26 protein-coding genes and 2 pseudogenes are annotated in these 24,002 nt (G+C 58.9%); 7 read left to right on the plus strand and 21 right to left on the minus strand.

Going from position 1 to position 24,002, the window contains the following annotated elements:
- Positions 1-59 precede the first annotated feature (59 nt).
- The 6 genes from NKH29_RS24655 to NKH29_RS24680 all read right to left on the minus strand — a co-directional run bounded on the left by NKH29_RS24655 (position 60) and on the right by NKH29_RS24680 (position 6,863).
- Positions 60-1,691, minus strand: a complete 1,632-nt coding sequence (locus tag NKH29_RS24655) for an ABC transporter ATP-binding protein (protein WP_352496498.1) — start codon at positions 1,689-1,691, stop codon at positions 60-62.
- Positions 1,681-2,547: an ABC transporter permease gene (locus NKH29_RS24660; RefSeq protein WP_502896978.1), complete on the minus strand. Its 867-nt coding sequence runs from the start codon at positions 2,545-2,547 to the stop codon at positions 1,681-1,683. Before NKH29_RS24660 ends, NKH29_RS24655 begins: the two co-directional genes overlap by 11 nt.
- A 14-nt stretch (positions 2,548-2,561) precedes the next feature.
- Complete coding sequence (locus NKH29_RS24665; protein ID WP_353000758.1) at positions 2,562-3,608, minus strand: ABC transporter permease; 1,047 nt, start codon at positions 3,606-3,608, stop codon at positions 2,562-2,564.
- 100 nt (positions 3,609-3,708) lie between these two features.
- The gene (locus tag NKH29_RS24670; RefSeq protein ID WP_352590893.1) at positions 3,709-5,316 is read right to left on the minus strand and encodes an ABC transporter substrate-binding protein; all 1,608 of its coding nucleotides are present in this window, start codon (positions 5,314-5,316) and stop codon (positions 3,709-3,711) included.
- 99 nt (positions 5,317-5,415) lie between these two features.
- Positions 5,416-5,769: a Rieske (2Fe-2S) protein gene (locus NKH29_RS24675; RefSeq protein ID WP_292653661.1), complete on the minus strand. Its 354-nt coding sequence runs from the start codon at positions 5,767-5,769 to the stop codon at positions 5,416-5,418.
- 11 nt (positions 5,770-5,780) lie between these two features.
- Positions 5,781-6,863, minus strand: a complete 1,083-nt coding sequence (locus NKH29_RS24680) for an amidohydrolase family protein (protein WP_352496495.1) — start codon at positions 6,861-6,863, stop codon at positions 5,781-5,783.
- Positions 6,864-6,997: 134 nt separating this feature from the next.
- Here NKH29_RS24680 and NKH29_RS24685 point away from each other — a divergent pair, with 134 nt between their 5' ends.
- Positions 6,998-7,855 carry a LysR family transcriptional regulator gene (locus NKH29_RS24685; protein ID WP_352496494.1) on the plus strand — a complete coding sequence of 286 codons (858 nt, stop codon included), beginning with the start codon at positions 6,998-7,000 and terminating at the stop codon, positions 7,853-7,855.
- A gap of 88 nt (positions 7,856-7,943) precedes the next feature.
- On the plus strand, positions 7,944-9,023 hold the full coding sequence (locus NKH29_RS24690) for an FAD-binding oxidoreductase (protein WP_353000760.1): 1,080 nt from the start codon (positions 7,944-7,946) through the stop codon (positions 9,021-9,023).
- Between the two features lie 225 nt (positions 9,024-9,248).
- On the opposite strand, the gene NKH29_RS24695 is transcribed toward NKH29_RS24690, so the two are convergent.
- Entirely contained in the window at positions 9,249-10,406 is a 1,158-nt protein-coding gene (locus tag NKH29_RS24695) for a S1 family serine peptidase (RefSeq protein WP_353000762.1), read from the minus strand.
- Positions 10,407-10,461: 55 nt separating this feature from the next.
- On the opposite strand from NKH29_RS24695, the gene NKH29_RS24700 reads away from it, so the two are divergent.
- Positions 10,462-10,608 carry a hypothetical protein gene (locus NKH29_RS24700; RefSeq protein WP_352496491.1) on the plus strand — a complete coding sequence of 49 codons (147 nt, stop codon included), beginning with the start codon at positions 10,462-10,464 and terminating at the stop codon, positions 10,606-10,608.
- 64 nt (positions 10,609-10,672) lie between these two features.
- On the opposite strand, the gene NKH29_RS24705 is transcribed toward NKH29_RS24700, so the two are convergent.
- Positions 10,673-10,966 (minus strand): hypothetical protein, encoded by a 294-nt coding sequence (locus NKH29_RS24705; protein WP_352496490.1) that lies wholly within the window; start codon positions 10,964-10,966, stop codon positions 10,673-10,675.
- An 81-nt stretch (positions 10,967-11,047) separates the two neighbouring features.
- On the opposite strand from NKH29_RS24705, the gene NKH29_RS24710 reads away from it, so the two are divergent.
- Both NKH29_RS24710 and NKH29_RS24715 read left to right on the plus strand, forming a co-directional pair.
- On the plus strand, positions 11,048-11,230 hold the full coding sequence (locus NKH29_RS24710; protein WP_352496489.1) for a hypothetical protein: 183 nt from the start codon (positions 11,048-11,050) through the stop codon (positions 11,228-11,230).
- Between the two features lie 9 nt (positions 11,231-11,239).
- Positions 11,240-11,482, plus strand: coding sequence for a hypothetical protein (locus tag NKH29_RS24715; RefSeq protein ID WP_353000764.1), 243 nt, complete (start codon positions 11,240-11,242; stop codon positions 11,480-11,482).
- A gap of 156 nt (positions 11,483-11,638) precedes the next feature.
- Here the strand turns inward: NKH29_RS24715 and NKH29_RS24720 are convergent, their stop codons facing one another.
- The 3 genes from NKH29_RS24720 to NKH29_RS24730 all read right to left on the minus strand — a co-directional run bounded on the left by NKH29_RS24720 (position 11,639) and on the right by NKH29_RS24730 (position 14,017).
- Positions 11,639-12,277 (minus strand): glutathione S-transferase family protein, encoded by a 639-nt coding sequence (locus NKH29_RS24720; protein WP_352496487.1) that lies wholly within the window; start codon positions 12,275-12,277, stop codon positions 11,639-11,641.
- Between the two features lie 539 nt (positions 12,278-12,816).
- Positions 12,817-13,710 carry an ATP-dependent DNA ligase gene (locus NKH29_RS24725; RefSeq protein ID WP_353000766.1) on the minus strand — a complete coding sequence of 298 codons (894 nt, stop codon included), beginning with the start codon at positions 13,708-13,710 and terminating at the stop codon, positions 12,817-12,819.
- 61 nt (positions 13,711-13,771) lie between these two features.
- On the minus strand, positions 13,772-14,017 hold the full coding sequence (locus NKH29_RS24730; RefSeq protein WP_353000768.1) for a KTSC domain-containing protein: 246 nt from the start codon (positions 14,015-14,017) through the stop codon (positions 13,772-13,774).
- A gap of 147 nt (positions 14,018-14,164) precedes the next feature.
- Between NKH29_RS24730 and NKH29_RS24735 the strand changes: the two genes are divergently transcribed.
- Positions 14,165-14,977 (plus strand): thermonuclease family protein, encoded by an 813-nt coding sequence (locus NKH29_RS24735; protein WP_352590882.1) that lies wholly within the window; start codon positions 14,165-14,167, stop codon positions 14,975-14,977.
- Positions 14,978-15,001: 24 nt separating this feature from the next.
- Here the strand turns inward: NKH29_RS24735 and NKH29_RS24740 are convergent, their stop codons facing one another.
- Entirely contained in the window at positions 15,002-15,607 is a 606-nt protein-coding gene (locus NKH29_RS24740) for a PIN domain-containing protein (RefSeq protein WP_352516125.1), read from the minus strand.
- Positions 15,573-16,019: a helix-turn-helix domain-containing protein gene (locus NKH29_RS24745; protein ID WP_352496483.1), complete on the minus strand. Its 447-nt coding sequence runs from the start codon at positions 16,017-16,019 to the stop codon at positions 15,573-15,575. Before NKH29_RS24745 ends, NKH29_RS24740 begins: the two co-directional genes overlap by 35 nt.
- A 554-nt stretch (positions 16,020-16,573) precedes the next feature.
- On the opposite strand from NKH29_RS24745, the gene NKH29_RS24750 reads away from it, so the two are divergent.
- Positions 16,574-16,804 carry a helix-turn-helix domain-containing protein gene (locus NKH29_RS24750; protein WP_095521422.1) on the plus strand — a complete coding sequence of 77 codons (231 nt, stop codon included), beginning with the start codon at positions 16,574-16,576 and terminating at the stop codon, positions 16,802-16,804.
- 899 nt (positions 16,805-17,703) lie between these two features.
- On the opposite strand, the gene NKH29_RS24755 is transcribed toward NKH29_RS24750, so the two are convergent.
- From NKH29_RS24755 to NKH29_RS24790, 8 genes and pseudogenes are all read right to left on the minus strand, one after another.
- On the minus strand, positions 17,704-18,528 hold the full coding sequence (locus NKH29_RS24755) for a 3-methyl-2-oxobutanoate hydroxymethyltransferase (protein ID WP_352790330.1): 825 nt from the start codon (positions 18,526-18,528) through the stop codon (positions 17,704-17,706).
- A gap of 139 nt (positions 18,529-18,667) precedes the next feature.
- Positions 18,668-19,447 (minus strand): TIM barrel protein, encoded by a 780-nt coding sequence (locus NKH29_RS24760; RefSeq protein ID WP_353000770.1) that lies wholly within the window; start codon positions 19,445-19,447, stop codon positions 18,668-18,670.
- 6 nt (positions 19,448-19,453) lie between these two features.
- On the minus strand, positions 19,454-19,762 hold the full coding sequence (locus NKH29_RS24765; protein WP_352790324.1) for a MocE family 2Fe-2S type ferredoxin: 309 nt from the start codon (positions 19,760-19,762) through the stop codon (positions 19,454-19,456).
- A gap of 11 nt (positions 19,763-19,773) precedes the next feature.
- Positions 19,774-20,733: a sugar phosphate isomerase/epimerase family protein gene (locus NKH29_RS24770; protein ID WP_353000772.1), complete on the minus strand. Its 960-nt coding sequence runs from the start codon at positions 20,731-20,733 to the stop codon at positions 19,774-19,776.
- Positions 20,730-21,734, minus strand: a complete 1,005-nt coding sequence (locus tag NKH29_RS24775; protein ID WP_353000774.1) for a Gfo/Idh/MocA family oxidoreductase — start codon at positions 21,732-21,734, stop codon at positions 20,730-20,732. Before NKH29_RS24775 ends, NKH29_RS24770 begins: the two co-directional genes overlap by 4 nt.
- Positions 21,735-21,822: 88 nt before the next feature.
- Positions 21,823-22,669: pseudogene (locus tag NKH29_RS24780) on the minus strand (ATP-binding cassette domain-containing protein).
- Positions 22,670-22,795: 126 nt separating this feature from the next.
- Entirely contained in the window at positions 22,796-23,815 is a 1,020-nt protein-coding gene (locus NKH29_RS24785) for an ABC transporter permease (RefSeq protein WP_353000776.1), read from the minus strand.
- Positions 23,815-24,002 (minus strand): annotated as a pseudogene (locus tag NKH29_RS24790) (ABC transporter permease); the annotation flags it as partial. The pseudogene NKH29_RS24790 and the gene NKH29_RS24785, both read right to left, overlap by 1 nt.

Genomic DNA, 24,002 nt, shown 5'->3' on the forward strand with positions numbered 1-24,002 from the left:
CGACCGCCAAGCTGTAAAATGGTGGCGATATGGAAGACACGCGACGCTCTGCCCGACGATCACATCCTCCGGCTGGCGAGCAGCCTTGTGAGCCAATCCGGATCCATTTCCGGCACGGAGGACAAAAGCCGTTCGGTATAGGGGGCATGCGGCGGCGTGAGAACTTCGCTCTTTAATCCCTGCTCAACGACTTTCCCCTGGTGCATGACCACAATCTCGTCGGCGATCGCTCGCACGGTGGCAATGTCATGGGTGATGAAAATGTAGCTCATGCCGAGCTCGCGCTGAAGCCGCATTAAGAGCTTCAGGATTTCCTCCTGCACAATCTGGTCGAGCGCGGACGTGATTTCGTCGCAGATGATGAGTTCCGGATCGGCAGCCAACGCTCGGGCGATGCAAACGCGCTGCTTCTGACCCCCCGACAGTTCGGCCGGCAGACGATCCAGGTAAGTTTCGCTCATCTCGACCATGTGCATGAGTTCGCCGATCCGCCTATCCCGCTGTGCACCCTTGAGGCCGAGGTAGAATTCAAGCGGACGAGCTATGACTTCTTCGACCGTCTGCCGCGGATTTAGGGCGTTGTCGGGCATTTGATAAATCATCTGTATGCGGCGCAAGATCTCTTTTGGGCGCGCCTTCAGGGTCTTGGAAAGGGCCTGGCCAGCAAAGGAAATCGATCCCGAAAGCGGCGGCAGCAGGCCGGTAACAACGCGAGCGAGCGTCGATTTCCCGGAACCGGATTCGCCGACCACAGCCACTGTTCTTCCACGTGGAACGTTGATGGAGACATCCTGGAGCACCTTAACCGCCCGGCCGTAGGCCGCCGTGACGTTGTCTATCGTAAGCAGATAGTCATCGGCCGGAACTTCGGGCTTGGCGAGCTTGCGCACGGCCCAGAGCGTCTTGGTATATTCCTGGCTGGGCGAGGCGAGCATCTGGCGCGTTTCTGCCTCCTCCACGGTAAGTCCATGGCGCAAAACCATGATCCGGTCCGCCATTTGCGCCACCACCGCCAGATCATGCGTCACATAGATTGCAGCGGTGTTGAATTCCTCCACGATGTTGCGAATGGAGGCGAGAACTTCGACCTGCGTCGTCACATCGAGCGCCGTCGTTGGCTCGTCAAAGATGATGAGGTCCGGACGGCAAGCCATCGCCATCGCGGTCATTGCCCGTTGCAACTGTCCGCCGGAAACCTGATGAGGATAGCGAAAGCCGATCGTCTCCGGATCTGGAAGCTGAAGACGGCGATAGAGATCGACGGCACTCCGGTTCGCTTTCTCGCGGCTGGCAATCCCATGCGCCACGACTGTTTCGACAGTCTGGTCAAGGAGTCGGTGGGCCGGATTGAAAGAGGCCGCTGCGCTTTGCGCGACATAGGCAATGCGGGAGCCTCTGAGGCGACGCCGCCCTGTTTCGCTGAGTGCCAGAAGATTGATTCCGTCGAACAGGATCGAGCCCTGTGTAATACGGCAGCCTGGCTTGGCGTAACCCATCGCGGCGAGGCCAATGGTGGATTTGCCGGCGCCTGACTCGCCGATCAGGCCAAGAACCTCCCCCCGCTTCAGCGCCAGATCGACCCCGCGGACAATGGGATGCCACCGCTCGTCCGAGAAACCCTCGACATGTAGGTTGCGGATCTGCAGCAGATCCTTGCCTTTTTCGCGCGAGCCCGGACCGCTACCTTTCATCGCGCAACCCGCTGGTTGCGTGCAGGAACCAGTCGACGACGAAATTCACGGAGACTGTAAGGAGGGCAATCGCGCCGGCCGGCAGCAGCGGCGTGACATCACCGTAGGTGATCAGGGTCGCATTCTCGCGCACCATCGACCCCCAATCAGCGGTCGGCGGCTGAATACCGACGCCCAGGAAGGACAGTGCCGCGATTGTGAGGAATACGAAGCAAAATCGCAAACCGAACTCCGCGACCAGCGGCGGCATGACATTGGGAAGGATTTCCTTGGCGATGATCCATTTCGGGCCTTCGCCGCGCAATCGCGCCACCTCGACATATTCCATCACTGCCACGTTAAGCCCGACGGCGCGTGCGAGCCGAAAGACGCGGGTGGAATCGAGCAGCGCAATGATGATTATCAGGCTGGTGATCGACGAGCCGAAGATCGAGAGCAGCACCAGGGCGAAGATCAGGCTTGGGATCGACATCAACACGTCCACCGCACGCGACAGTATCTGGTCGAGCCATCCCCTATACAATGCGGCAAGAAGGCCGAGCGAGACGCCGACCGCGAAGGACAGCAATGTGGTCGCGACGGCGATACCGATGGTGTTGCGCGCACCGTAAATCAGGCGCGTGAGCATGTCCCGGCCGAGCTGGTCGGTTCCCAATTTGAACTGCTGGCTCCACGGTGCAAAGGCTTCGCTGAAGACCTGCGTTTCGCCGTATGGGGCTATCCAATGCGCGAACACCGCAACGATGACATAACCGAGGATCACGAGGATGCCGAACCATGCACTGAAGGGTGCCTTCTTCAGCGCCGTTTTCGCACGGGTGGCGCGCGAGCGCCTCAGCCTGTGAACCTGAGCCATGGGTTCGTAGCTGGTCATCGTGGATGCAAGAGTCTTGGATTGGTGGCGATGGAAATAATATCGGCGGTCAGATTGAGCAGGATGTAGGTCGCGGCGAAAATCAGGGCGCAGGCCTGGACCACCGGAACATCCCTTGATTTGACCCCGTCAACCATCAGCTGACCGATGCCGGGATAGACGAATACCACTTCGACCACGACCACTCCGACGACGAGATAAGCAAGATTGAACGCCACCACCGTGACGATCGGAGCCCATGCGTTGGGCAAGGCATGCCTGAGTACGATGGCCATGGGCGACATTCCCTTGAGACGCGCCATGTCGATATATGGGCTTGCCAGCATGTTGATGATCGCCGCTCGTGTCATTCGCATCATGTGCGCCACGATGACGAGCGTAAGAGTGATCGCCGGCAAGGCTACTCTCCAGACATGTTCCCAAAACGGCGTCTGATCGTTCACATTCGACAATGTCGGGAACTTAGGAACTGCATTGAGTATCCAGTTCAGCGAGACCGCGAGCCAGTGCGGCAGGGATTGTGCGAACTCGGATCCGATGAACGTGTCGCGCGAGATGACGAGGTAGGCAAGCATATAGGCGACGAAAAACTCGGGGAACGAAATGGTCGTCAGCGTCACTGCGTTCACCAGCCGGTCGAACCAGCCATTGCGGTAGAGCGCAGCGAGGATGCCCAATCCCAGGGCCAGCGGAACTGCTATCAGCGCCGTCATCGATGCAAGGAACATCGTATTGTAGAGGCGCGGGGCGATAATCTCGGCGACGGTGCGCCGGTATCCGGTGCGGCTCGCGAATGAAGAGCCGAAATCACCGTGGAGCATCTGCCCGACCCAGACGAAATAGCGCTCGACAGGCGGACGGTCGATGCCGATTTCTCGCTGGAAGGCGACGACCGTTTCGGGTGTCGCCGATTGCCCGAGCATCGCCTTGGCGAAGTCGCCCGGCAGCATTGCAATCGCAGAGAAGATGATGATGGACACGATGAACAGCGTGACCAGGCCGAGGCCAAGGCGCTGCAGAACCGTTCTTGCGACGGGGTTCATGGGTACGCGTTTCTCGTTGCTGCCGCCGCCCTGCCACACCAGTCAGGGCACGCGGTTGCAAGCCGGAGCCTAATAGCCATCGCGGGTCCGGCCCGCACTCTCACGCAGTGGCGATCCACCAGCGTTCGGCCATCTTCAATCCATCATTCTCCCAGTTCGGCGCCACCTCGCCATGTGCGAGCTTATTGGATTTGGCGCTGACGAAATTATTGAAGACCAGCACGATGCTGCCGCCATCATCATGGGTCAGTTGCTGCATCTCGGCATACATTGCCGCCCGCTTGGCCTCGTCCGTCTCGGCGCGCGCCTGGACAAGCAACTCGTTGAAGCGGGGATTTTTCCAGAACGACTCGTTCCAGCTGGAGTCTGCGGCGAAGGCTTGCGTGAACATCCAGTCGGCCGTCGCGCGACCGCTCCAATAGGAAGCGCACCAGGGTTTCTTGAGCCAGACATTGTCCCAATAGGCGTCCTCGGCCTCACGCACGACGTTTACGTCGATGCCGCACTGGGCTGCCGTCTCGCGGATGAGGGCAGCCGCGTCCACAGCGCCGGCAAAGGCGGCATCGGCGACCGAGAGGTCCATCTTCAGCTTTTCCATTCCGGCCTTTTTCAGGTAATGCTTGGATTTTTCCGGATCGAAACTGTGCTGCGGCTGCGGATTCGTGGCGAATTTGATCGCCGGGGCGATCGGGTTGTCGTTGGCCACCGTGGCGTGGCCGAGAAAGATCTTGTCGACGATCTCCTGACGGTTAATCGCCCATTTCAAAGCCATTCGGACGTCTGGATTGTCGAACGGCGCAACCGTGACATTCATCGGCAAGGTATAGTGGCCATAGCCGGTGACCTCGACGATCTCCACCTTGGGATTGCGTTTCAACATGCCGAGGGTCTTGAGGTCGGCGCGGCCAATATAGTCCACCTCCCCTGTCGATAACGCGGCCATGCGAGCGGCGAGATCGGTGATGGCGATGAACTCCACCTCGTCGAGATAGGGCTTGCCGTTCTTGAAATAGTTCGGATTGCGCTTGAGTTTGGCCGAGACGCCGGGCTGGAAATTCTCGAGCACGAAAGCACCGGTGCGAACGCCCGATCCCCAATCCGCCTTGCCGTCCTTGGCCGGCATGATGACCAGATGGTAGTCACTCATGATGTAGGGGAAATCGGCGTTGCCGCTCTTCAGCGTGAAGACAACCGTCTCCGGGCCATCCGCCTTGATGCTGGCCACGGGCTCAAGCAGCGGCTTCGCCGCCGATTTGGTTTCGTCGCCCATATGATAGCGCAGCGAAGTCACGACATCGTCCGCCGTCACATTCTTGCCATTGTGGAAGGTTGCGCCCTTGCGCAGCTTGAAGACCCAGGTTTTGGCGCCGTCGGATGATTCAAAGCTCTCGGCAAGATCCGGTTGGACGTTACCTTTCGCGTCGACCTCGGTGAGGCTGTTGGACATCGAGCCGGAGAATGCCGTTTGTGTGAATGTGTCCGGGTAGCCGGCCGGATCGATCGAATCCGTCGTTGCGCCATGTGCCATGCCGAGCTTGGCGAAGCCGCCCTGCAGCGGTTCGGCCCGGGCCGTGCTGACAAAGAGCTTGTCCGCAGCGGTGACCGTCAGCCCAGCGGCCAGCCCAAGATGAATGAAGTCACGGCGGGAAATCTTGCCGTGACCAATCAGGCTTTGAGCGATACCAAGCTTGTATTCAGATTCTGACATTTGACTCTCCCATTACGGATTTTCCGCGTTATTGTTCGTCAAGCACCTGTGAAGTTAGTTTCGATCACCTTTCTTCTACTCTTCGAATCCGTACCTCAATCAGGCCGTCACATAGATGCTGCCCGCTTCGACGGTTACTGGAAATGTGCGCGCGCGAACGGACGGATCGACCAGGGCCGCGCCTGATTTGATGTCGAATTCCCAGCCATGCCAGGCGCAGCGCACGATCTCGTTTTCGCGGTGATAGATGAATTGCGCCTCTTCGACCGGTGCAGTTGTTCCGCATTGCGGCCCCTCGCAAAGCGGAGCGCCGCGGTGCGGACAAACATTCAGCAGCGCGTGGAATGAGTCTCCGATGCGAAAAACGCCGACCGAAAGGCTGCGGATCTTGGCGATGAAGGGAGATCCGGTTTCGATCTCGTCGACGCGGCAGATGTATGTCTTCTCGGGCATCGTCTGCTTCCTCAGGCGGCATTCGCCGCTTGCGCGCGGGGGATGCGTTTGTAAACCTCCAGCGCATTCAGCCCCATGATCTTGCTCTTCCAGGCAGGAGGGATTTGCAGCGTGTTGGCATCGTCGTAATCCCAATGCGGATAGTCTGAGGCAAACATCAGCGTATTTTCTCCGTCCATTGCCTCGAGAGTGGACCAGAGATGCTGAATATTTGCGGGCTGCTCCAGTGGCTGCGTGGAAAAGCGGATGTTGCGCCGGCAGTATTCGGAAGGCAGCATTTTCAGCCATGGCGTCTCTTTGCGTAGGGCTTTGTAATCGGCGTCCAGGCGCCACAGCACCGACGGCACCCAGGCGACGCCGCATTCGATGACCACGAAGTAGAGGTCCGGCCATTTTTCGAAGACGCCATGCGCAATCATGCTTGCGACATGCGAAATCGCCGACATGTGCAGGATGGCATGGGTCTCCCAGAAGAATGTCGTCGGGGCCGGAGCAATCGCGGTCGAATTCACGCCGCCATGGCCGCCCAGATGTATGGCAAAGGGCAGCCCCACCTCGGCGCAAGCCTCGTAGATTGGATGGTAAAACGGATCGCCATAAGGCTTGACGGAGCCTTGCGAAGCGAGAACCTGAACCATGCGCGGATGATTGCCCAGACGGCGTATCTCGGCGGCCGCGAGCTTCGGATCCTGTGGCGCGATGATGATCGAGCCCATGAAGCGATCGTCCTTCGGCAGCCATTGGTCGATCTGGTAGTCATTGTAGGCGCTGACGAGGGCGCTGGCATAATAAGGATTGGCGAGGGTGGAAGCCTCGATCGGCTCATCGCCGGTCAGGATCGCCACATCGACCTTGTACTTGTCGAGGTGTTTTTCCTTCATGATGAGATAGTTGTCGGCTTCTGTTTTCGGACGGACGTCCTTGCGGGAGAAGTCCTGCGGATGAAACCAGGGACGATGGCCATGCGGGAAGGCGCCAACGGGGCCTGTCTTCTCGCCTTCAACGAACATGTCCTTCCATAGGCCGGAAAGGTAGGACTCCAGTACGGTCGCGCTTGACCAGTAATTGTGACAATCGCAGTCGACTATGAACACGTTGCTCAGCTCCGTAGCTTCAGCCTGGTCGATCTGCCGGCCGATTTCACCGAGGGCAGCTTCCGCCTTGAGTATTGTTTGATCAAGCTTATGATCCTGCGCAATATGATCGACTTTTTCGATCGGGAGGTCCCGTGCAGCTAGATCACATCGAAACCTTTCTCGACATCATCGAGTCGCGAAATTTCAATCGTACCGCCGATCGCTTGGGGTTGACCCAGTCGACGATCAGCACCCGCATCAAGAACCTCGAGAGCGCGATCGGGTCCGAGCTCTTTCAGCGCGGGCGCGCCGGCGCTGAGCCGACAGCCGCGGGACGGCGGTTCGAAGCGTACGCCAGATCCCTGCTGTCAACCTGGTCGCAAGCTCGCCACGACGTGCGGGCGTTCAACCGTTTCGAGGGCACCTTGCGCATCGCCGCACAGGTGGGCATGACCCGCTCGGTCCTGCCCGGATGGGTCGAGACACTATGCCAGGCCCTTCCAAAGTCCTCGATCCATGTCGAGTCGGATTATTCAAACCAGATGGTCAGCGATCTTAGCATGGGAAATCTGGATATCGCCGTGCTTTATGCGCCTCGCTACCTGCCTGAGATCGCCTACGAACATCTGATGGTCGAGGAATATGTGATGGTTTCGACGGCTGCCAGAACGCTGTCCGACGTGGACCCTGAAACGTACATTCGCCCGGGCTATACCGCCGTGCTGGAAAAGACGCACGCAGAGCTGCTGGCCGAGCTGGCGATCTGTCGGCTTTCGACGGGATCGGAAACTCTGGCGGAGATCATGCTCCGACGAACGGGTGGCACCTGCTATATGCGTAGCGACGATGCGCGCAGGTTCACTGCTGAACTCCGATCGTTCCTGGTCGAGGGAGCGCCGACGCTGCACCAGCCAGTCCACACCGCGATACTCGCGCGCCGCAAACACGAACCCATCATTCGCAAAGGCATCCGAGCCCTCCAGGTCGCTGTGATGTCACTGGAAGTTTAATCGAAATTACCGATCATAAAGGCAGGATTGCGCGGCTGTTCAGCGGGGTTTGAAATGGCATCTTGGCTCGACTCCAAACCTGAGTTGAATGATGAATGCAAACGCGGCCTTTGCAGCCTCCGGCTTCGTCCCAACAAAGCGTCACCGGCAGTGGGCACAGACCACACCGCAGCTTGTGCACTGCCGGCGCGTGATCGACGAAACGCACGATGTGAAAACATTCGTTCTCACACCCGCTTCAGATCGAATCTTCTGCTTCAGCGCTGGCCAGTATGTTCTGGTGCACCTGAGGATCGACGGTGCCGCGGTGACGCGCTCCTACTCTGTTTCGTCACCACCGACGCGACCGCTCGACCTTCAGATTACCGTGAAACGGACGCCGGGCGGGCTCGTTTCGAATTGGCTCCATGACAATTTGATGCCGGGCGATGCGATCGAGATCGAAGGGCCGCTCGGCTCGTTCAATCTCGACGATCTGCCGCATGGAAAGTCCCTCTTCCTTTCAGGTGGCAGCGGGATAACTCCCGTCATGTCTATGTTGCGGGCACTTACCGACCGCGCAGCCGCCCAGGATATCCACTTCATTCACAGTGCGAAAACGCCGGACGACATCATCTTTCGGCTCGAACTGGACGCACTTGCCGCTCGCTTTCCCAATGTTCAAGTGACTTGCATTTGCCGTCAGGAAGACCCAGCCTGGACGGGTCCAACTGGACGCATTAGCAGTCAAATGCTCCTGAATCTGGTTCCCGATCTTCACAGCCGGACCGTTTTCGCCTGTGGGCCGGAATCCTACATGAAGGCGGCACGCCGGTGCCTGGAGGCAATCGGCCTCGCCCCTTCACAGTTTCATGAGGAGAGCTTCGGAGGCGGCAACGGTTCGCGTTCGGAACTGGCTTCAAAGATTTCGTCTTCGGTCCGCTTCGCCCGCTCCGGCATTGCGCATCACTGTGCGCCCGGAGAGACCCTGCTGGAAGCGGCGCGCCAATGTGGCGTCCACATCCCCACCGCCTGCCAGCAGGGAATTTGCGGTACGTGCCGGATCGCCAAGCTGTCCGGCGAAGTCGTCATGGATGACCTAGGCGGGCTGACCTTGGAGGATCAATCGGCAGGCTACATCCTAGCGTGCTGCAGCCGCCCACATGGCGACGTTTTGCTTGATCTCTAACTGTACCGCATCGCGGGACGAAATCGGGTCAGCCTTTGCGTTCCACGACCAAGCCATACTAATGCGACCGCAAGTGGTTAGCGTTTCGGAACCTGTTTTTCCGCCTATCACTTTCACCAGCGAGATCGTCTCGTGCACAATCGCTAGGGAACGAGTGCCCAATTGGCTGTCTTTGCAACCAAGAGCATGAAATCCCATAGCACACTCTAATTCGCTTCGAACACATTACTTGCTGTTCGACGTTCCGGGCGTGGAGTTATTGGAAACGCAATTCTGTTTGTTTGCACATTCGCCGGTCCTGATAGTCACGGTCTTGACCTTTTTCGGCGTAACCTTGCTTGGCTCGGCCGGCTGAGCCTCGGTTTGCTCCGCATGCACACCCTTGCTTTGCTCGGCGGGTGGAGTAGTGCCCACTGCCTCGCACCGAAACTGATCGTACTCCTCCATCTCCGAGTTCACGCCGTAGAACTTGCGCGTGTTGGTTTCCCCGACCGCCAGGGTAAAACTGTCATCAAATCGATCGAACAGCCTCCGAGCCAGTCTGTAGCTGCCTGACAGTGTGCATTGGATGGACGTTGCGCAATCGCTGTGAAAATGCAACGACAGAAAGCTGCCCGTCGCGGTATGCGTGATCAACTTGCTGCGGGTCACACATTGGGCCCCCGCCGATGGAGGCCGGTTTGCTGGAGAGTGGCTCCAGACCACTCCCTTTTTCTTCGGAGTGGCCTTGCGCAAATCCATGATGTCGGAAAGGAACGTGTTATCCAGGCCGGTCATGGACCCGTAACTTCCAGTCCGAAGATCGTAGTCAAGTCCGTTCAATTTCTCCAATCCGCTTTCGATCATCAAAGCCACGGCGTTCAAGCCACTTTCGGACTTGACGATAACTGCTCCTCCCGACATGCCTGGGTGCAAGTCGCAATCGGAATGGTAAACCGTCGGCCTATTCCAATCACCTTGCGAAAATTCAACGTCGCGGACGGCACAGGCTTGGACCACGGCGTCTCGGTTGTCTATCTCCTTCCTCGCAATATCCTGATAGCCGGAAATCGTAATGATCGGTTGGTCTTTTGGCATCGGCGCCATAGCTAAGGCAATGGGCACACCACCTTTGACTGGCTTCTTAAGAAGAACCGTCGCGTGGTCGTCAGCGCGGTCGACGTCGACCCCAGCGATCCGCACATGCGGTGCGGGCACTATCGACTCGCTGGGTGTCACTGCCGACAGCACGATTTTTGGCCAGATGTGCCAACTGGCGTTCTGGCGAAATGCTGCCGGGCGTGGCTTACGCGTCAAGTCGGCGCTTGGTTCCAAGATAGCCACTGGCGCGGTTGGAATTGCAAACACTGGAGACTTCTCGGCAAAGAGGCCCCAGTTTGGCATCACTCCCGGCGCGCTACTTGCCTTTGTGCCTGCGCAGGTAACAGCAGCAAACCAAATGAAGCTCTATCGTGGCTGGGTGGAGAACCTGGAAGTTTCAGGTCGTGATCCGCAGACAGTCCTTGATGCGGATTGGGCGCGTATTCAGGCGCGCATCGCGGCCAGCGCGTCCGCTAATGGCGGGACGTCGCTTATCTTTGTCTAGCCGGTCGCCTGTCAGGCCCCAATCCCAGCGGCGCCGGCCAACCCATTCAGGTCAGCATCGCTAGTCATGCCCTAAACCGTTCCGTATGCCAGACGATCTTGCCGTCAATCTTCATCGGCTTGTGGATCATCAGGCGCTTCGGCAGATGCTCGGGGTGAATCTCGAGCAAGGTGATCTTCACTGTTGGCTTGCAGCGGCTGCAGTCGAATTTGAGCTTCAGCGGATCGGCGCCGCCGCCATAGACCATCATGAGATCGGCCGAGCGGCAGTAGCGGACATTGCCGCAGCTGCATTCGGCCTTGACGAGCATATTGTGTCGGGTCGCCTTGCCCAGCGTGTCGATCGGATCGTGCGCCATGAGAACAGAAAAGGAACATTTCCTTGATCGTCAAGACCGGCTATGGAATCTTTCGAACCAACCTAAGCCGAGAAACTACCGATGAGCGACGACCTGATCCGCCTTCCCGGCGCAATAGAGCCCGTCACGCGGCCTGGCATTCAGCACCATAGGTGCGAGCGTCCCGACTGTGGCAAGGATGCAGGATGGTGCTTCGCCAAGCCCAAACAGCCGTCGCACTGGTTCTGTTTTGAACATGGTGCGGACGGCGAAGCGTATCTCTAGGGAGCGAGCATGATCACGCCGCCGAGACGACAGGGCGAATATGCCGACCGCGAGATCGATTGCCAGGAGGCGATGGAGCCAGGCTTTCAGGCGATCATTGATTGCATGCCCGAAGCAGGTTGGACGCGCGGCGAAATCATGCGGTCGCTTCGGCGGCTGATCGCGGCCGACAACATGACGCAGAAGGAAAACGCCAAAGTCGAGGCGCAGCTCGCCATCGCGCGCGCGATGATGCGTGCTGGCCGGCCTTGACGATCGCCACCGCAGCGCCAGTATCCTGACGATGGACGAGAACTACATTTATGAGGCCGTAGCGTTGGTTTCCCGCTAAACAACGCTACCAGACATTTAAGCACGACCGCGTAGGATCGATGGTCTTGTGAATTTTTGGATTCGGCAACGCGACAGCTACTCCCAGAGGGATATTCCCTCTTGCGTTAAGGCTCGTTGCACAGCCGCTCGCTCCTCCAACCGACGTGCATGAGAGGTCCAAGCTGGGTAGGTATTTCGCATGTCAACGGCCATACGATTTCCCCACCTGTAGAATACGAGCAAATACGGATCAACAATTGAATAGGACTCTCCTACGGCCCAATCTCGGTCCGTCAACTTGGATTCTATAAGGGCAAACGCAGAAGCCAAGTGCTCCTTTCCTTTATGAATCAAGGGCTCGTACATCGATTGATCCGGTAAGAAAAAGTCGGCGCGCCAGATCATTCGGACGGCGACCGCGTGAACCGCACTCGATAGCCAGTTAAACCATTCGATGGAACGGATGATATTTTCTGCATCCGCTCCCAGGAGCCGCGCGTCTGGATTCGTCAGGGCCAGGTGAAATAAGATTGCCGGCGCTTCAGTGAGAGTGAAATTGTCGGCAATGAGAACAGGGATTCGCCCTTTCGGGTTTAAGCGGTGAAATTCGTCGGTCTTGGCTTCGGGATGGCCTGGCGACATCAACGCCAGCGAATAGGGCCTTCCAATCTCCTCCATGACGATGTGAGGTGCAAAAGAGCAAGAGCCTGGCGCAGCATGGAGTGTGTAATGCATCAATTCCTCCGAAAACCGCATCTTACCCCCCATCACGTCGGGTGCGAACCCGTTTTCCAAGAAGCGGGATGAGATCGGAGTAACTAGCAGGTGGTTCGATTGGAACAAGCCGACGATCAGGACAGTCCCGCATTCGCGGGCAAAAGCCAAGCACGCGAAAGAACCGGCCTGCAGCTCGTTCGCATAGCGATCGAGCTAACCTGCCCCGCCGGCGTGCTGCCGAGCGAGCAGGCGGTCAACGCTCTATGGACCGCTGCCGGTGCATGAGGGCGAGGCGCTGGCAAAGGCGATTATTGAGACGGTCGAGCGACTGACCCGCTGCCCCAATTGAGGTGCGCCCCAGCACCGTCGCTCCGATCATCGGGACCCAAGTCTGACCTGACTGCTCAATGGTCCGGTGCACGGGCGGCGTCGGGAACTGCCGCATCCCATTCATAGTTGGTAGCGTCATCTCCGAAAGGAGAAATCGGAGCAAGAAAAGTCCCTTCATTGCGCTGATGGGGGCCCGCCGGCCATTGCTGGATTTGGCAGGCGAGCCCTTATCTCCCCGGACGCTCCGGATCGTCGCCGAAGCCAAGCAGCGAAGCGTGGCGTATATACCTGTGCTCGCCACGAAGATGCTTGATCCGTAGCTTCACGCCTGGCTCAACCCACAGCGTCGCCGGTCGCTTCTTGATGCCGCCCGGAGGTGGGCCGGCATGTTCCTTGACCCGCTTCCACAGCCGCTCCTTCATGTCGCGCCCCAACGAGATGAAGGCTGAACCGACATACTTTCCGGCGTCGGGATGCGCGAGCAAGGCGAACGCCGCCTTGCCCGGCTCGCGCTCGACGCCGAGCAGTTCGAATTCCTCGACCGTCCAGCTCTTAGTCTTCAGCCAATTCAACGTCGGGCCACTCCGATACGGGCTGTCGGCGCGCTTGGAGACGATCCCTTCAAGGCCAGCCTGGTCAGCGAGGTAGAAAATCGACTTGGCATCACCGGGTAGAGCCTCGCTGAACTGGATGCGGCTGTTCGGCTTGATGATGCCAAATAAAATTTCCCGGCGCGCCTTGCAGCCAACGTCGCGCAGATCGTGGCCGTCAAGATGCATGATGTCGAAGGCGCCGAGGATCGTGGCGTAGCGATCGCTGTGTACGGCTTTCTGTAGTGCGTCGAAATCGGGCAGGCCATTCACGCCCGTGACGACCGCCTCGCCCTCAAAGATCGCGCTCTTGACGTCGAGATCCCGCGCCGCCTCGATGATGCCGGTGTATTTCCTCGTCCAATCCGCTCCGCTGCTGCTGAAGGCGCGAATATCGTCAGGGCTGTTTAAGATGATCTGGGTTCGGTAGCCATCGAGCTTGATCTCGTGAATCCAGTGTTCACCCTCGGGTGGCTTTGCGACCAGCTTGGGCTCCATCGGACGGATAAACGCCAGCCTCGCCCCGTTCATACAAACTCCACGCCACACCAACCCGATTCAATAAACTTTGAACGTTTCGGTTCCGCGAACCTCAAAGCCCGCGTCTCTGGAGGGAGGAGACGCGGGCAGATCGGATGCCATACCGATCTCGGTAACGGAAGTGATTGCGGATATGGTCGTCGAAGTAGCGGCCCTTGGCGAATGCAGCTCGGAACGCGGCGTAAGTTTCCGGTGGGACGTCCTCGAATACGTACCCTTTTCCGCTGGCCACGAACCACACCGAGAGGGTTTTGCTGCCGGGATCATATTCCGTTTTGCGGATCGAGGTAGATGGCATGACCGCGGCTCAATAAAAGCAGTCAACGATCAGAGAAGCGGTGGCGTTCCTGGGTCAGTGCGGTGCGCCGGCCAAGAACCCGACCGCCGTCGGCTCTAGACTTGGCCGTCAATTAGAAGCACTCTGCCCCTCAAGAGGAGACAGGGGTTGGGCAAGTCTCGCTATAATGGTCGAACCGACCAGTGGCGTAAGCCGGGGCGCGTGCGCCAACTGGCTGGCGTTCCGAAGCGGCTCGTGTTCGTGGCCTTGGCGGCGATGGCAGCCTACGTGACGCAGTTCGTCATGCAGCATAGCGATCCTGTGCCCGAGCTCAACGTATCAAACTGGATCGGTTCAAAGCCGGCGCCGATCGCCGGTGTCGCGTCTGTCATCGATGGCGATACGATCGAGATCCACGGCCAGCGCATCCGCTTCAACGGCATCGATGCGCCCGAGAGCCGGCAGTACTGCAACGACGCGAACGGTTCTGAGTATTCCTGCGGGCGACGGGCCGCTAACGCGCTGGACACGTTCCTGGCCGCCTCGAGGCCGGTGCAATGCAGTTTCGTCACTTGGGACCGCTACGGCCGCTTTGTCGGCGATTGCTGGCGGGCGGACGGCTCCAGTGTCGCCTCATGGATGGTCGAGAACGGCCAGGCGCTGGATTGGCCGCGCTACAGCCACGGCGCGTACGCGGAGCAGCAAGCAAAGGCAAAGGCGGCGAAGGTCGGTCTGTGGGTCGGAACGTTTCAGGCGCCCTGGGAGTGGCGGGCGGCGCACGCCGATAGGGCGACGCCCAGCCAGCCGCTTGGCCTCGTCAGCCGCAAGTTGGTCGCGCAGAACGGTTACTCATGCGAGCCGCGGCGAACGTGCAAGCAGATCAGTTCGTGCGACGAGGCCCAATGGTATCTTAGCAACTGCTCCTGGGGTGGAAAGTTGGACCGCGATAGCGACGGCGTGGCATGCGAGACGCTGTGTTAATGTGCCGAGTGCGAACGGCTGCGACTAAATGACGGCGGCGTAGTGTCGGAGTTCGGCCACGGTTTTGGTGAGCCCTTGCCGTTCGAGGGTGTCGAGGTATTCCTCTGCCGTCCTAGGAGGGTTTTTCAAGCGCGCGCGACAGCGTTGCGCCGCCACAACGACCGCAGCTGTATTCAGCCCGAACTGATGGAACAGAAATTCGTCCGGATGCAGGAGCTCTAGCTGGAACTTCGCTAGGTAGTCTCGCGGAAAGTCTTTTAGATTGAAAGTGATGATGGCGTCGCAAGCCGTGTGGATGGCGGCTGCAAGAACATGTCTGTCATCACCGTCTGGGAGCTTCAGGCCTTCGATCAGATCCTCGTAGCCTTCGACCGAGCAGTCAGGTACAGCCTGATTCATCAGCTGCTTCGTCCGCAACAACTGCTCTGGCTTAAGGTCCTTGCGGTCATTAAGGACGTTACGAATCCATTCGTCATGAATGCGCTCGGTCCATTTCGCACGGAACAGCCCTCCCGCTGCGAGCTCCATGAGGAAGTCTCGCAGCGGGGCTGGGTACAGTGCGCAGGCGTCAAGAATGACGGTGTAACTGGACTTCCTAATAGCCCATCCCCAAGTCTTGCGCTTGGGCAGCTAGTTCGTCCATTACACGCTGACGCTCTTCCTCAGTTGACTTGCGGAACGCATCTAAATCACGGAACTTAACTCGACGATGAGTTCCTACCATGTGGAACTTCACCTTGCCCTCCTCGAGAAGTCGAACAAGATAAGGACGTGACACGTTCAGATAGTCAGCGGCTTCCTGTGTCGTCAGTTCGGCATGGATTGGGAACAGGGTAACGGCGTTACCCTGCGCCATTTCGGTCAGCAAATGATAGAGAAGATCATTCACTGCCTTAGGAAGGCGCAGCATCTCTCCTCCATCCACTTGAACGCGCAATTCAGCGCCCTCGTGTTTGGCTCTAGAAAGGTGGCGGCTGGCCTGCGCAGCCAATTCGGCGTCGTCGGCCGAAGGCAATATCGGTCGTTCGAGCAGCGTTGTCATGGTCGTCTTCCCTGTGTTCAACGGATATAGCACCGCGAATCAACAATCGCAATATCCGAAATAACCGAAACAAGTGAACGAACCGTCACCTCTTTGGTTCCCGTTCCCCGCAGGTGCCGATCTTCGCTCGCCGGAGCCACGCCCCTGACGTTTCCAACTTGCCAAAAGCCGTTTATGTGGGAAGGCAGTGTGGGACGGCCCAGAGGTCAGCCCGTGAAAAGGACGTAAGTGATTGAAAACCTTGGCGCACCCGACAGGATTCGAACCTGTGACCTCTGCCTTCGGAGGGCCCTGCTGGTTGATCCTGCCCGGAGCATCAGACTAATGATCGCGCTTCCTTCCGGCCTTTTTCTAGCCGGCAGCCCGAGATGGTCCTACCGTGGTCAGAACCCCCTTTTAGTCTTGCGCGAAGTCGCCGTAGAGATGCGTGACGCCCCGGTATCGACTGATGTTCTCAATGAAGATTGCCTTGTCGACCCCGAGCGTAGGAGGTCGTCTCCGTTCATCATTCGCGGACCCGATCATCCCAACCGAGACTTGGTTTGAGGTAGAAGATGACGGAACCACTTTATCTGACACCGGAGGAAGTGAGCGAACGTTTTCGCGGCGCTATCTCGACCGGGACATTGGCCAACTGGCGAGCAATGCGCGTCGGGCCAGCGTTCGTGAAGATTGGAAAGTCCATCGTCTATCCCGTGGCCGACCTAAACCAATGGGCAAATCAGCAAACTGTTAAGTGCCGCGCGACAAATCGACTCAACGGGAAGGAACATGAGCAATCGTGAACCTCGTCGAATAGAGCTCCCTACGCACCCCAGAAACCGCCCTCACTAACTTCGCTATCCCAATTTTCACGTTAACTATCAGATAGATATGGAGTGGCGCGGGTGGCTCATAACAATCCCGCTCGACACCCCACGGCATGCTGGATCACAATGTTCTACGCCTCGATCCAAATTCTCTCCAAAGTCAGTGGCTTACGAGTTTCCCCTGCCACCGACTCTATCGCGGTGTGACGGGTGGTAGTGAGCAGAATGCCAATTATCGCGCAACGGCATTGATTGGGGCAAGACATGCGCCTTCCCTGCCCCACAATGCAGCGTCGATTTCGCGCCACTGCACCCTTTGACCAACCTACTGAGCGACGGAGATATCGGCAATCGCCGCTCGCCGAAACGATATATTGCTCTCAAGAACGGCCCCACTGGCCTCTAATCGGGATCACTGAAATTGGGCCTAAGCGGAAAGTCAGCTTCTGGGTACGCCGGGCTAGAAAGCTGAACTTTGGGCCGCGGGCTTGCTCAAGGCGCGGGTCTGACTTCTGAGTGATCGATGTAGCCGAGTTATCAGCTCGGCTTGCGCTGGGCCTTTCGATCAAGGATGTGATTTCGGAAGCAGTTCTGCATTTCTTTAAAAGACCTGAAGCCAAGGCGCGGAGCGAGGCGAGATAAGGTTGTCGTTGACACGTTGCACCGGCGAGCGATCGAGGCGGAATTTTCGAAGGCAACGCAGTCTGGCTCTGCAAACATCACGCGAGCGAGAGTTTCCAACTTCGCCGGAAGGATCAGCTCCCTCTTGGCAATCAGCATTTTGAGTTCAGCAAGCGTTGGCGCCTTCGTGTTGCGGACTTCGACTTGCCTGACACCCGCTCCTGAGCAATCGGATAGCCCCGCACGCATGGTTGTCACCCTTTGGCTGCTCGCATGAAGCTATCGAAGTCAGCGTCCCCAATCGGAACTGTGTGCTCGTAACCGGGGTACCGCCCGGAATCGACGTCGGCTTTGTATTCCCTGAACGCCGCCACGCGCTCGTCTTGGATCTTCTGCAGCTCAGGGCCGAGGTTCCGGTAAACCTTTCCGTGCCGAGGCTTATGGTTCTTGCCATAGCCGCAGACATCCTCTGTGAAGAGGTATTGCGCATCTGCATGCTCGCCGGCGCCCATGCCAAGCATGACCAGTGACGAGTTTTCGGTCAGGAATTTCGCCACCCGGTCGGGCACGACTTCCAGTTCCGCCCCGAAGACACCGATCTCCTCGAGTTTCTGGGTGTGCCGCCAGAGGCGTATCGCTTCTTCCGCGCTCTTTCCGACTGCGCGCCAACCGGTCCAGGTGATGTACGAAGGGATCAGGCCGATATGCCCGACGACAGGGAGGTGGTTGTCGCAGAGCGCCTTCTGGATGTCGTAGGACGCGGAGCAGTAGAAGGCGTCGCCGCCAATGCCAGCAAAGTGGAAAGCCGCACGCAGATAGTCCTCTGCCGTAGCGAGCGGACGGCCAGCAAAGCTGCCCCAGCCGCCGTAAGGCAGACCGACCTGAACGAAACAGTCGCCGGCTGCCTGTCGCATTTCCTGGTCAAAGTATCGGCCCTCGATGGAGAGCATGTGAATGCCTGCCGCGGCAGCGGCGGCTGCCTCGTCGGGCGTGCTGACGAAGAGCATGGATATCTTCTGTCCGTTCCTCTTCATCTTTCGGATATCCTCGACATGAGGACGGTTGTGATACATGCCCATAATCAGCCTCCACTGCAGGTCAGGTGAACTTGAAAGGAATCTGCGAGCGGCGCTCGGATCGGAAAGCATGGTCGGACAGCTTGCCGCCCTTGATCATGGCGCCCGCCCCGCGTCGCGCCGATGAGCATCCCCGCATGGCTCACACCGTAAAAGCTCGCCGGAAAGCGACCAGCGCTGCCTCAGGATCGTTTTGGGCAAAGGCTTCCAGACCCACCGGCCCGCGATACCCCATGTCGAACAGAGCTCTCGCGATGTTGGGCCAGTTCATCTCGCCTGTCGCCGGCTCGCAACGACCCGGATTATCGGCCACCTGCACCTCGCCGATGAAGGGCAGGCATTTCTGACACCAGCGCACGATATCGCCCTCGCCGATCTGAGTGTGATAAAGGTCGAGGTTGATCCGCAGTTGGGGTCTATTGATAGATGACACCAACGCCAGCACCGCTGCCGTCGAGCCGAAGGGGCAGCCCGGGTGGTCAAGCAGGTTCAGGTTTTCAAACGTGAAGACGACATCTTCGGCCTCGGCCATGTCACAGATGCGGTTCAACGTATCCCGCGCCTTCAGCCACATGGGGCCGGTCTCGACCTCAGACTTCACAATAGGAATGCCGCCTTCGCCGAGACCGGTGCCGTGCAGGTTGAGCCTGGCAATCCCGAGGCGCTTTCCGACTCTTGCGGTCTCTAGGGCGGACTTCAAGAGCATGTCGGCGCCCTCGTCGTCGGCGAGCCTTCCTTCGAGGTAGCCGTTCATAATAGTGAAGGTCGCCCCCGACTTCTCGAGCGCTGCGAGGTCATGGTCCGGCCAATTCCACAATCCGACGCCGAAACCCATCTCATGCAGACGTGCGACGCGCCAAGTCATCGGACGATCAAGCCAAAGCATCTCGGCGCAGGCGGCCAACTGGAAGGGTTGGCTCATAACGGCTCAAACCTCGACCATGACGCGGCCGTTCTCGACCTTCGTCTTGTAAGTTTTGAGGTTCTCGCAGGCAGGGGGCGTCTCTACTTCGCCAGTCGTGAAGTCGAAAACGGAAGCGTGCTTGGGGCACTCCACCGTATTACCCATGACGAGACCGTCCGCGAGGTGGATCTTCTCATGCGTGCAAAGCCCGTCTGTACAATAGTATTCATCCGCGTCGTTGCGGAAGATGGCGAAGGTACGGCCGCCTTCCTCGAAGCGCTTGGCTTCCTCGGCTTCGATTTCGTCAGCGGCACAAGCGTCAACCCAGGGCATTGATTCTCTCCTCAGATATCTTGCGGTTTGAAGTCTGCGGGAGCGGACGGCATCACGCCCTGGAGCAGCGCGACGGACTTCTCGAGTCCCTCCAGCGAATTCAGAAGGACGTCTTCGTGCTCGATGGAAAGCCAGCCGTCATAGCCAGCCATCCTGAGTCGGTAGCAGAACTGCCGCCACCACTCCTCGCCGTGCCCGAACCCAAGTGTAATGTAGCTCCAGGACCGTGCCGGAATGTTCATCAGGCTCCCATTCTCAAGCAGCGAGGTCGTTGCCTGAACCGGCCGGTTGAGCATCGTATCCTTGGCGTGAACGTGATAGACGGCCTCGCCTAGCGCGTCGGCGGCAGCGAGAGGATCAGCGCCCATCCAGAACAGGTGCGAGGGGTCGAGATTGGCGCCTAGGACAGGTCCGACCGCTTGCCGCAGTTTCAGGAGCGAGGGCACGTTGTATACGCACTGATTGCCGTGGAGTTCGAGCGCGATGCGATCGACACCGTTTTCCTTCGCCAGCGCCGCGATCTCGGTCCAGAAGGGTATCAGCTTATCTTCCCATTGATATCTAAGGATGGTCTGCGTTTCCGTCGGCCAAGACGAGACGACCCAGTTCGGCATGCTGTCGCTAGCGCTGCCTGCCGGCAGACCGCTCATGGTGCAGACGGTGCGAATGCCCATCTCGCCGGCCACGCGGATCGTGTCTTTCAAGCCTTGGCCTTGGGCCGGATCGGTTGGGTGCAGCGGATTGCCGTTGGCGTTGAGGCTTATGATCTCCAGGCCGCGTTCCTCGAAGGCTGCAGCAATCCGCTTCTGCGCTTCCCTGTTACCCAGCATGGACGAAAGCCGGAAATGCGGGGCGGTCGACCAGCCGCAAGTGTTCACCTCGATGCCGGACACCCCCATGCGCTTGGCATGATTTAGCACGGCGTCGAGCGGCAGATTACCGAGACTGTCTGAAACGAAACCCAGCTTCACGCGTAGAACTCCGGCTTTGCAATCATCTGGACAGGCGTACGACGGGCTTCCTTCAGCGCTACCACGCCAGCCTCGGCAACGACGGCGGCGCAGTAGCCGTCCCAGCAATCCGAGGCGGTCGTGGGGAACTCACCAGTCACGACGAAGCGAAGGAAGTCGCGGTTCTGGCGGCGATAGGCATCGTAATAGCGGGTGCGCCAGTCGGCGTCGTAGTTTGTGCTTTGGGTAAGCGCTGACTCCGTGCGGGTGTAGGCAACGTTGTTGGTTGCCACGGCGCCGTTCTCGCCAATCAGCTCGGCGCGAACGTCATAGCCATAGGCGGCGTTGTTGTTGATCTCGATGTTGACGAGCTGCCCGTCCACCGTCTCCAGCACCATGACGACAGGTGCCACACGCGCGTCCGAGCGGCTTGGCTGGAATGCGGAGATGGCAGCATATTCGGTGCCGAGCACATATCGCACGACATCGAATTCGTGCGGGGCCGAATTGGTGATGGCCATAGCACCGGTGAAGTCGGCCGCAGGCGTTTCAACATTGCGGTGAAAATTGTGCATCATCAGCGCCCGGCCGAGACGACCATTATCGAGCGCTTGCTTCATTTCCTGATAGGAGCGGTCGTAACGCCGCATGAAGCCGAGCTGGACGAATTTCGCCCCCGCTTTCTGTTCGGCTTCCATCACCGCGATGCAGTCAGCCGACGCTTGTGACAGCGGTTTTTCGCATAGGACGCGCTTGCCGGCGGCAATGCAGGCCATCGAAAGCGGCGCATGCGTGAAATCGGGACTCGCAATGATCACGGCGTCCACGTCTTGCCGCGTGATGGCGCCCTTGGGGTCGGTGGCAATGTCGATAGCGCCACACGCGCCGGCAACAGAACGAGCGCGCTGCTCATCCATGTCGCAGACCAATTGAAGGGTTGCGCCGGGCAGTTCCTCGGCAACTATCTTGGCATGATCCGCGCCCATCAAACCGGCGCCGATCACCGCAATGCGGATTGTCATTTCTGTCCTGCTTTTGCTTTTTCGAATTTACGGGCAACGGCCAACTCGGCGGCATGGAGCCACTCCTGGTTGGCGCCTTTTAAGAAATCTAACGAGCGGCTGGGCCCCCCAGCACCTGGAAGGACGGCGGATGCCTTTCATGGGTTTCCATGTAACCCCTCGACCTGAGCCTCCAGATCGGCCATCGTTTCGCCGCCAGCCATCAGATCCGTAATCTCCTCGCGGGACCTTTGGCCCTTGCGGAAATCATCGGCGATGGCGCCGCGGATCAGCACCGCGAAATGATCGCCGACGGTCATGGCGTGCATGACCTGATGGGTGATGAAGACCACCGCCAAGCCACGCTTCTTGGCCTCATTGACGATACGCAGCACATGCGAGGCCTGCTTGACGCCGAGCGCCGCGGTCGGCTCATCCAGGATCAGCACGCGCGCTCCAAAATACACAGCGCGGGCAATGGCAAGCGACTGGCGCTCTCCGCCCGACAGGCCGCCGACCAGGCGGTCACCGTCATCAATGCGGGTAATTCCGAAATCCCGGACCGCTTTCACCGCGATCTCGTTGGCGCGCTTGCGGTCGTAGATCTTGAACGGTCCCCAACCTTTAGTCGGCTCGACGCCGACGAAGAAGGACCGCCCGATGCTCATCAGCGGGAACGTGCCGCCGAACTGATGCACCGTGGCGATTCCCCGTCCCTGCGCCTCACTCGGTCCAGTGAAGGTCACTGGCTGACCATCCATCAGTATCTGGCCGCTGCTAGGCTTGTGGACACCGGCCAACGTTTTGATGAGGGTGGACTTGCCGGCGCCGTTGTCGCCGAGAAGGCAAAGCACTTCGCCGGCGCGCACCCTCAGCGAAATATCGTGCAGGACATCGATCGGACCGAAGGATTTGTTGACGCTTTTCAGCTCGAGAATGGCAGGTTTGTCGTTCATGGCGTGCTCACTCTTCATCTGCGAACCGGCTTGCCTGATGCGATTGATCGGCGACCGTGTTCATAGAAGCACGATGCTCGTTGATCGAAGCGACCGCTGGGCACGGCTCCTGTGGCAACTCGTTTCTCATGGGTTTGCTGGCTCCCGCGGCAGGGTTCGCTTGCTCCGCGGTCTGAAATACAGAGCCAAGTCGCGGAACGACTGGTTCATCAGCACGGCCAGCAGGAGCATCACACCGATAATCAGGTTCGACCAGTTTCGGTCGATCTGGGTGAAGTAGATGCCCTGGCTGACGATGGCGAAGGTGATGGTGCCGACGAAGATACCAACAACCGAACCGAAACCGCCGGTAAGCAGCACACCGCCCACCACCACGGACACGATGGCGTTGAAGATGAAGTTCATGCCGCCGGAGACTTGGGCGGAATTGAACAGGATCGCCTGGCAGATGCCGACGAAAGTGGCGCTGACCGCGGACAACACAAACAGCGCAATTGTCATGCGGTTCGTCGGAATGCCGGCGTTGCGGGCGCTGACCTTGTCGCCGCCCATTGCAAACAGCCAATTGCCGTAGCGGGTCTTGTGAAGAGCGAAGCCTATGACAGCGGCGAACGCCACCCACCAGACGATGACGACCTGGTGACTGCCACCGATCAACTGTCCGAAGAGGAATTTCGCCCAGTCCGGCGCCGTTAGGGCAACGCTGGCATTGCCGGTCAGAAGCACGGAGGCACTTAGCACCACCCCCTGCATGGCGACCAGCGTGGCCAGCGTGATGATCAGCGAAGGCACCGAGGTTCGGATCGTGAGCAGGCCGTTGACCAGGCCGACCGCCACTCCGACAGCCAGCGCCCCAGCGATTCCTACCGAGATGGGCAGCCCGTAGTAGCCGGTCAGGATGGCGGTGGTCATTGAACCGGCGGGGATCAACGCGCCGATCGAAATGTCGAGTTCGCCAGCGATCATCAGCAGCCCGACGGGAATGGCGACAATGCCGAGATTTGCCGCGAAATTGACCCAACTCGCCGCGCCAACCAGCGTGCCCAAACTGGCGCCGCCGAACAGAACGAAGAACAACACCACGCCGACGAGACTGAGGATCGAGCCGGCCTCGGGACGGCGCAGTACCGATTTGATTGCGTCCATTATGACGGTCCCCCGTTCTTCAACGAATAGCTGAGGGCCAGCTGCCGGAAGGTGTCGTTTGTCAGCACCGCGATCAAAAGAAGCGCGCCGATTATGACGCTTCCGATGTTGGGATCCATGCTCGTGAAGTAGATGCCCTGGTTCACGATCGAGAAGGTAATCGTGCCAAACACGATGCCAACGATCG

Origin of the sequence: Mesorhizobium sp. M1295 (assembly GCF_040318135.1) — a bacterium.
Taxonomy (GTDB): domain Bacteria; phylum Pseudomonadota; class Alphaproteobacteria; order Rhizobiales; family Rhizobiaceae; genus Mesorhizobium.

What these genes read in the sequence shown, in the direction of transcription:
- NKH29_RS24765 (WP_352790324.1), bottom strand. Translation starts at nt 19,762, where the DNA reads ATGCCCTGGGTTGACGCTTGTGCCGCTGACGAAATCGAAGCCGAGGAA.
- NKH29_RS24655 (WP_352496498.1), bottom strand. Translation starts at nt 1,691, where the DNA reads ATGAAAGGTAGCGGTCCGGGCTCGCGCGAAAAAGGCAAGGATCTGCTG.
- NKH29_RS24695 (WP_353000762.1), bottom strand. Translation starts at nt 10,406, where the DNA reads ATGCCAAACTGGGGCCTCTTTGCCGAGAAGTCTCCAGTGTTTGCAATT.
- NKH29_RS24720 (WP_352496487.1), bottom strand. Translation starts at nt 12,277, where the DNA reads ATGCATTACACACTCCATGCTGCGCCAGGCTCTTGCTCTTTTGCACCT.
- NKH29_RS24710 (WP_352496489.1), top strand. Translation starts at nt 11,048, where the DNA reads ATGAGCGACGACCTGATCCGCCTTCCCGGCGCAATAGAGCCCGTCACG.
- NKH29_RS24715 (WP_353000764.1), top strand. Translation starts at nt 11,240, where the DNA reads ATGATCACGCCGCCGAGACGACAGGGCGAATATGCCGACCGCGAGATC.
- NKH29_RS24670 (WP_352590893.1), bottom strand. Translation starts at nt 5,316, where the DNA reads ATGTCAGAATCTGAATACAAGCTTGGTATCGCTCAAAGCCTGATTGGT.
- NKH29_RS24785 (WP_353000776.1), bottom strand. Translation starts at nt 23,815, where the DNA reads ATGGACGCAATCAAATCGGTACTGCGCCGTCCCGAGGCCGGCTCGATC.
- NKH29_RS24745 (WP_352496483.1), bottom strand. Translation starts at nt 16,019, where the DNA reads ATGACAACGCTGCTCGAACGACCGATATTGCCTTCGGCCGACGACGCC.
- NKH29_RS24750 (WP_095521422.1), top strand. Translation starts at nt 16,574, where the DNA reads ATGACGGAACCACTTTATCTGACACCGGAGGAAGTGAGCGAACGTTTT.
- NKH29_RS24730 (WP_353000768.1), bottom strand. Translation starts at nt 14,017, where the DNA reads ATGCCATCTACCTCGATCCGCAAAACGGAATATGATCCCGGCAGCAAA.
- NKH29_RS24700 (WP_352496491.1), top strand. Translation starts at nt 10,462, where the DNA reads ATGAAGCTCTATCGTGGCTGGGTGGAGAACCTGGAAGTTTCAGGTCGT.
- NKH29_RS24675 (WP_292653661.1), bottom strand. Translation starts at nt 5,769, where the DNA reads ATGCCCGAGAAGACATACATCTGCCGCGTCGACGAGATCGAAACCGGA.
- NKH29_RS24705 (WP_352496490.1), bottom strand. Translation starts at nt 10,966, where the DNA reads ATGGCGCACGATCCGATCGACACGCTGGGCAAGGCGACCCGACACAAT.
- NKH29_RS24690 (WP_353000760.1), top strand. Translation starts at nt 7,944, where the DNA reads ATGATGAATGCAAACGCGGCCTTTGCAGCCTCCGGCTTCGTCCCAACA.
- NKH29_RS24665 (WP_353000758.1), bottom strand. Translation starts at nt 3,608, where the DNA reads ATGAACCCCGTCGCAAGAACGGTTCTGCAGCGCCTTGGCCTCGGCCTG.
- NKH29_RS24660 (WP_502896978.1), bottom strand. Translation starts at nt 2,547, where the DNA reads ATGGCTCAGGTTCACAGGCTGAGGCGCTCGCGCGCCACCCGTGCGAAA.
- NKH29_RS24775 (WP_353000774.1), bottom strand. Translation starts at nt 21,734, where the DNA reads ATGACAATCCGCATTGCGGTGATCGGCGCCGGTTTGATGGGCGCGGAT.
- NKH29_RS24725 (WP_353000766.1), bottom strand. Translation starts at nt 13,710, where the DNA reads ATGAACGGGGCGAGGCTGGCGTTTATCCGTCCGATGGAGCCCAAGCTG.
- NKH29_RS24760 (WP_353000770.1), bottom strand. Translation starts at nt 19,447, where the DNA reads ATGAGCCAACCCTTCCAGTTGGCCGCCTGCGCCGAGATGCTTTGGCTT.
- NKH29_RS24755 (WP_352790330.1), bottom strand. Translation starts at nt 18,528, where the DNA reads ATGGGCATGTATCACAACCGTCCTCATGTCGAGGATATCCGAAAGATG.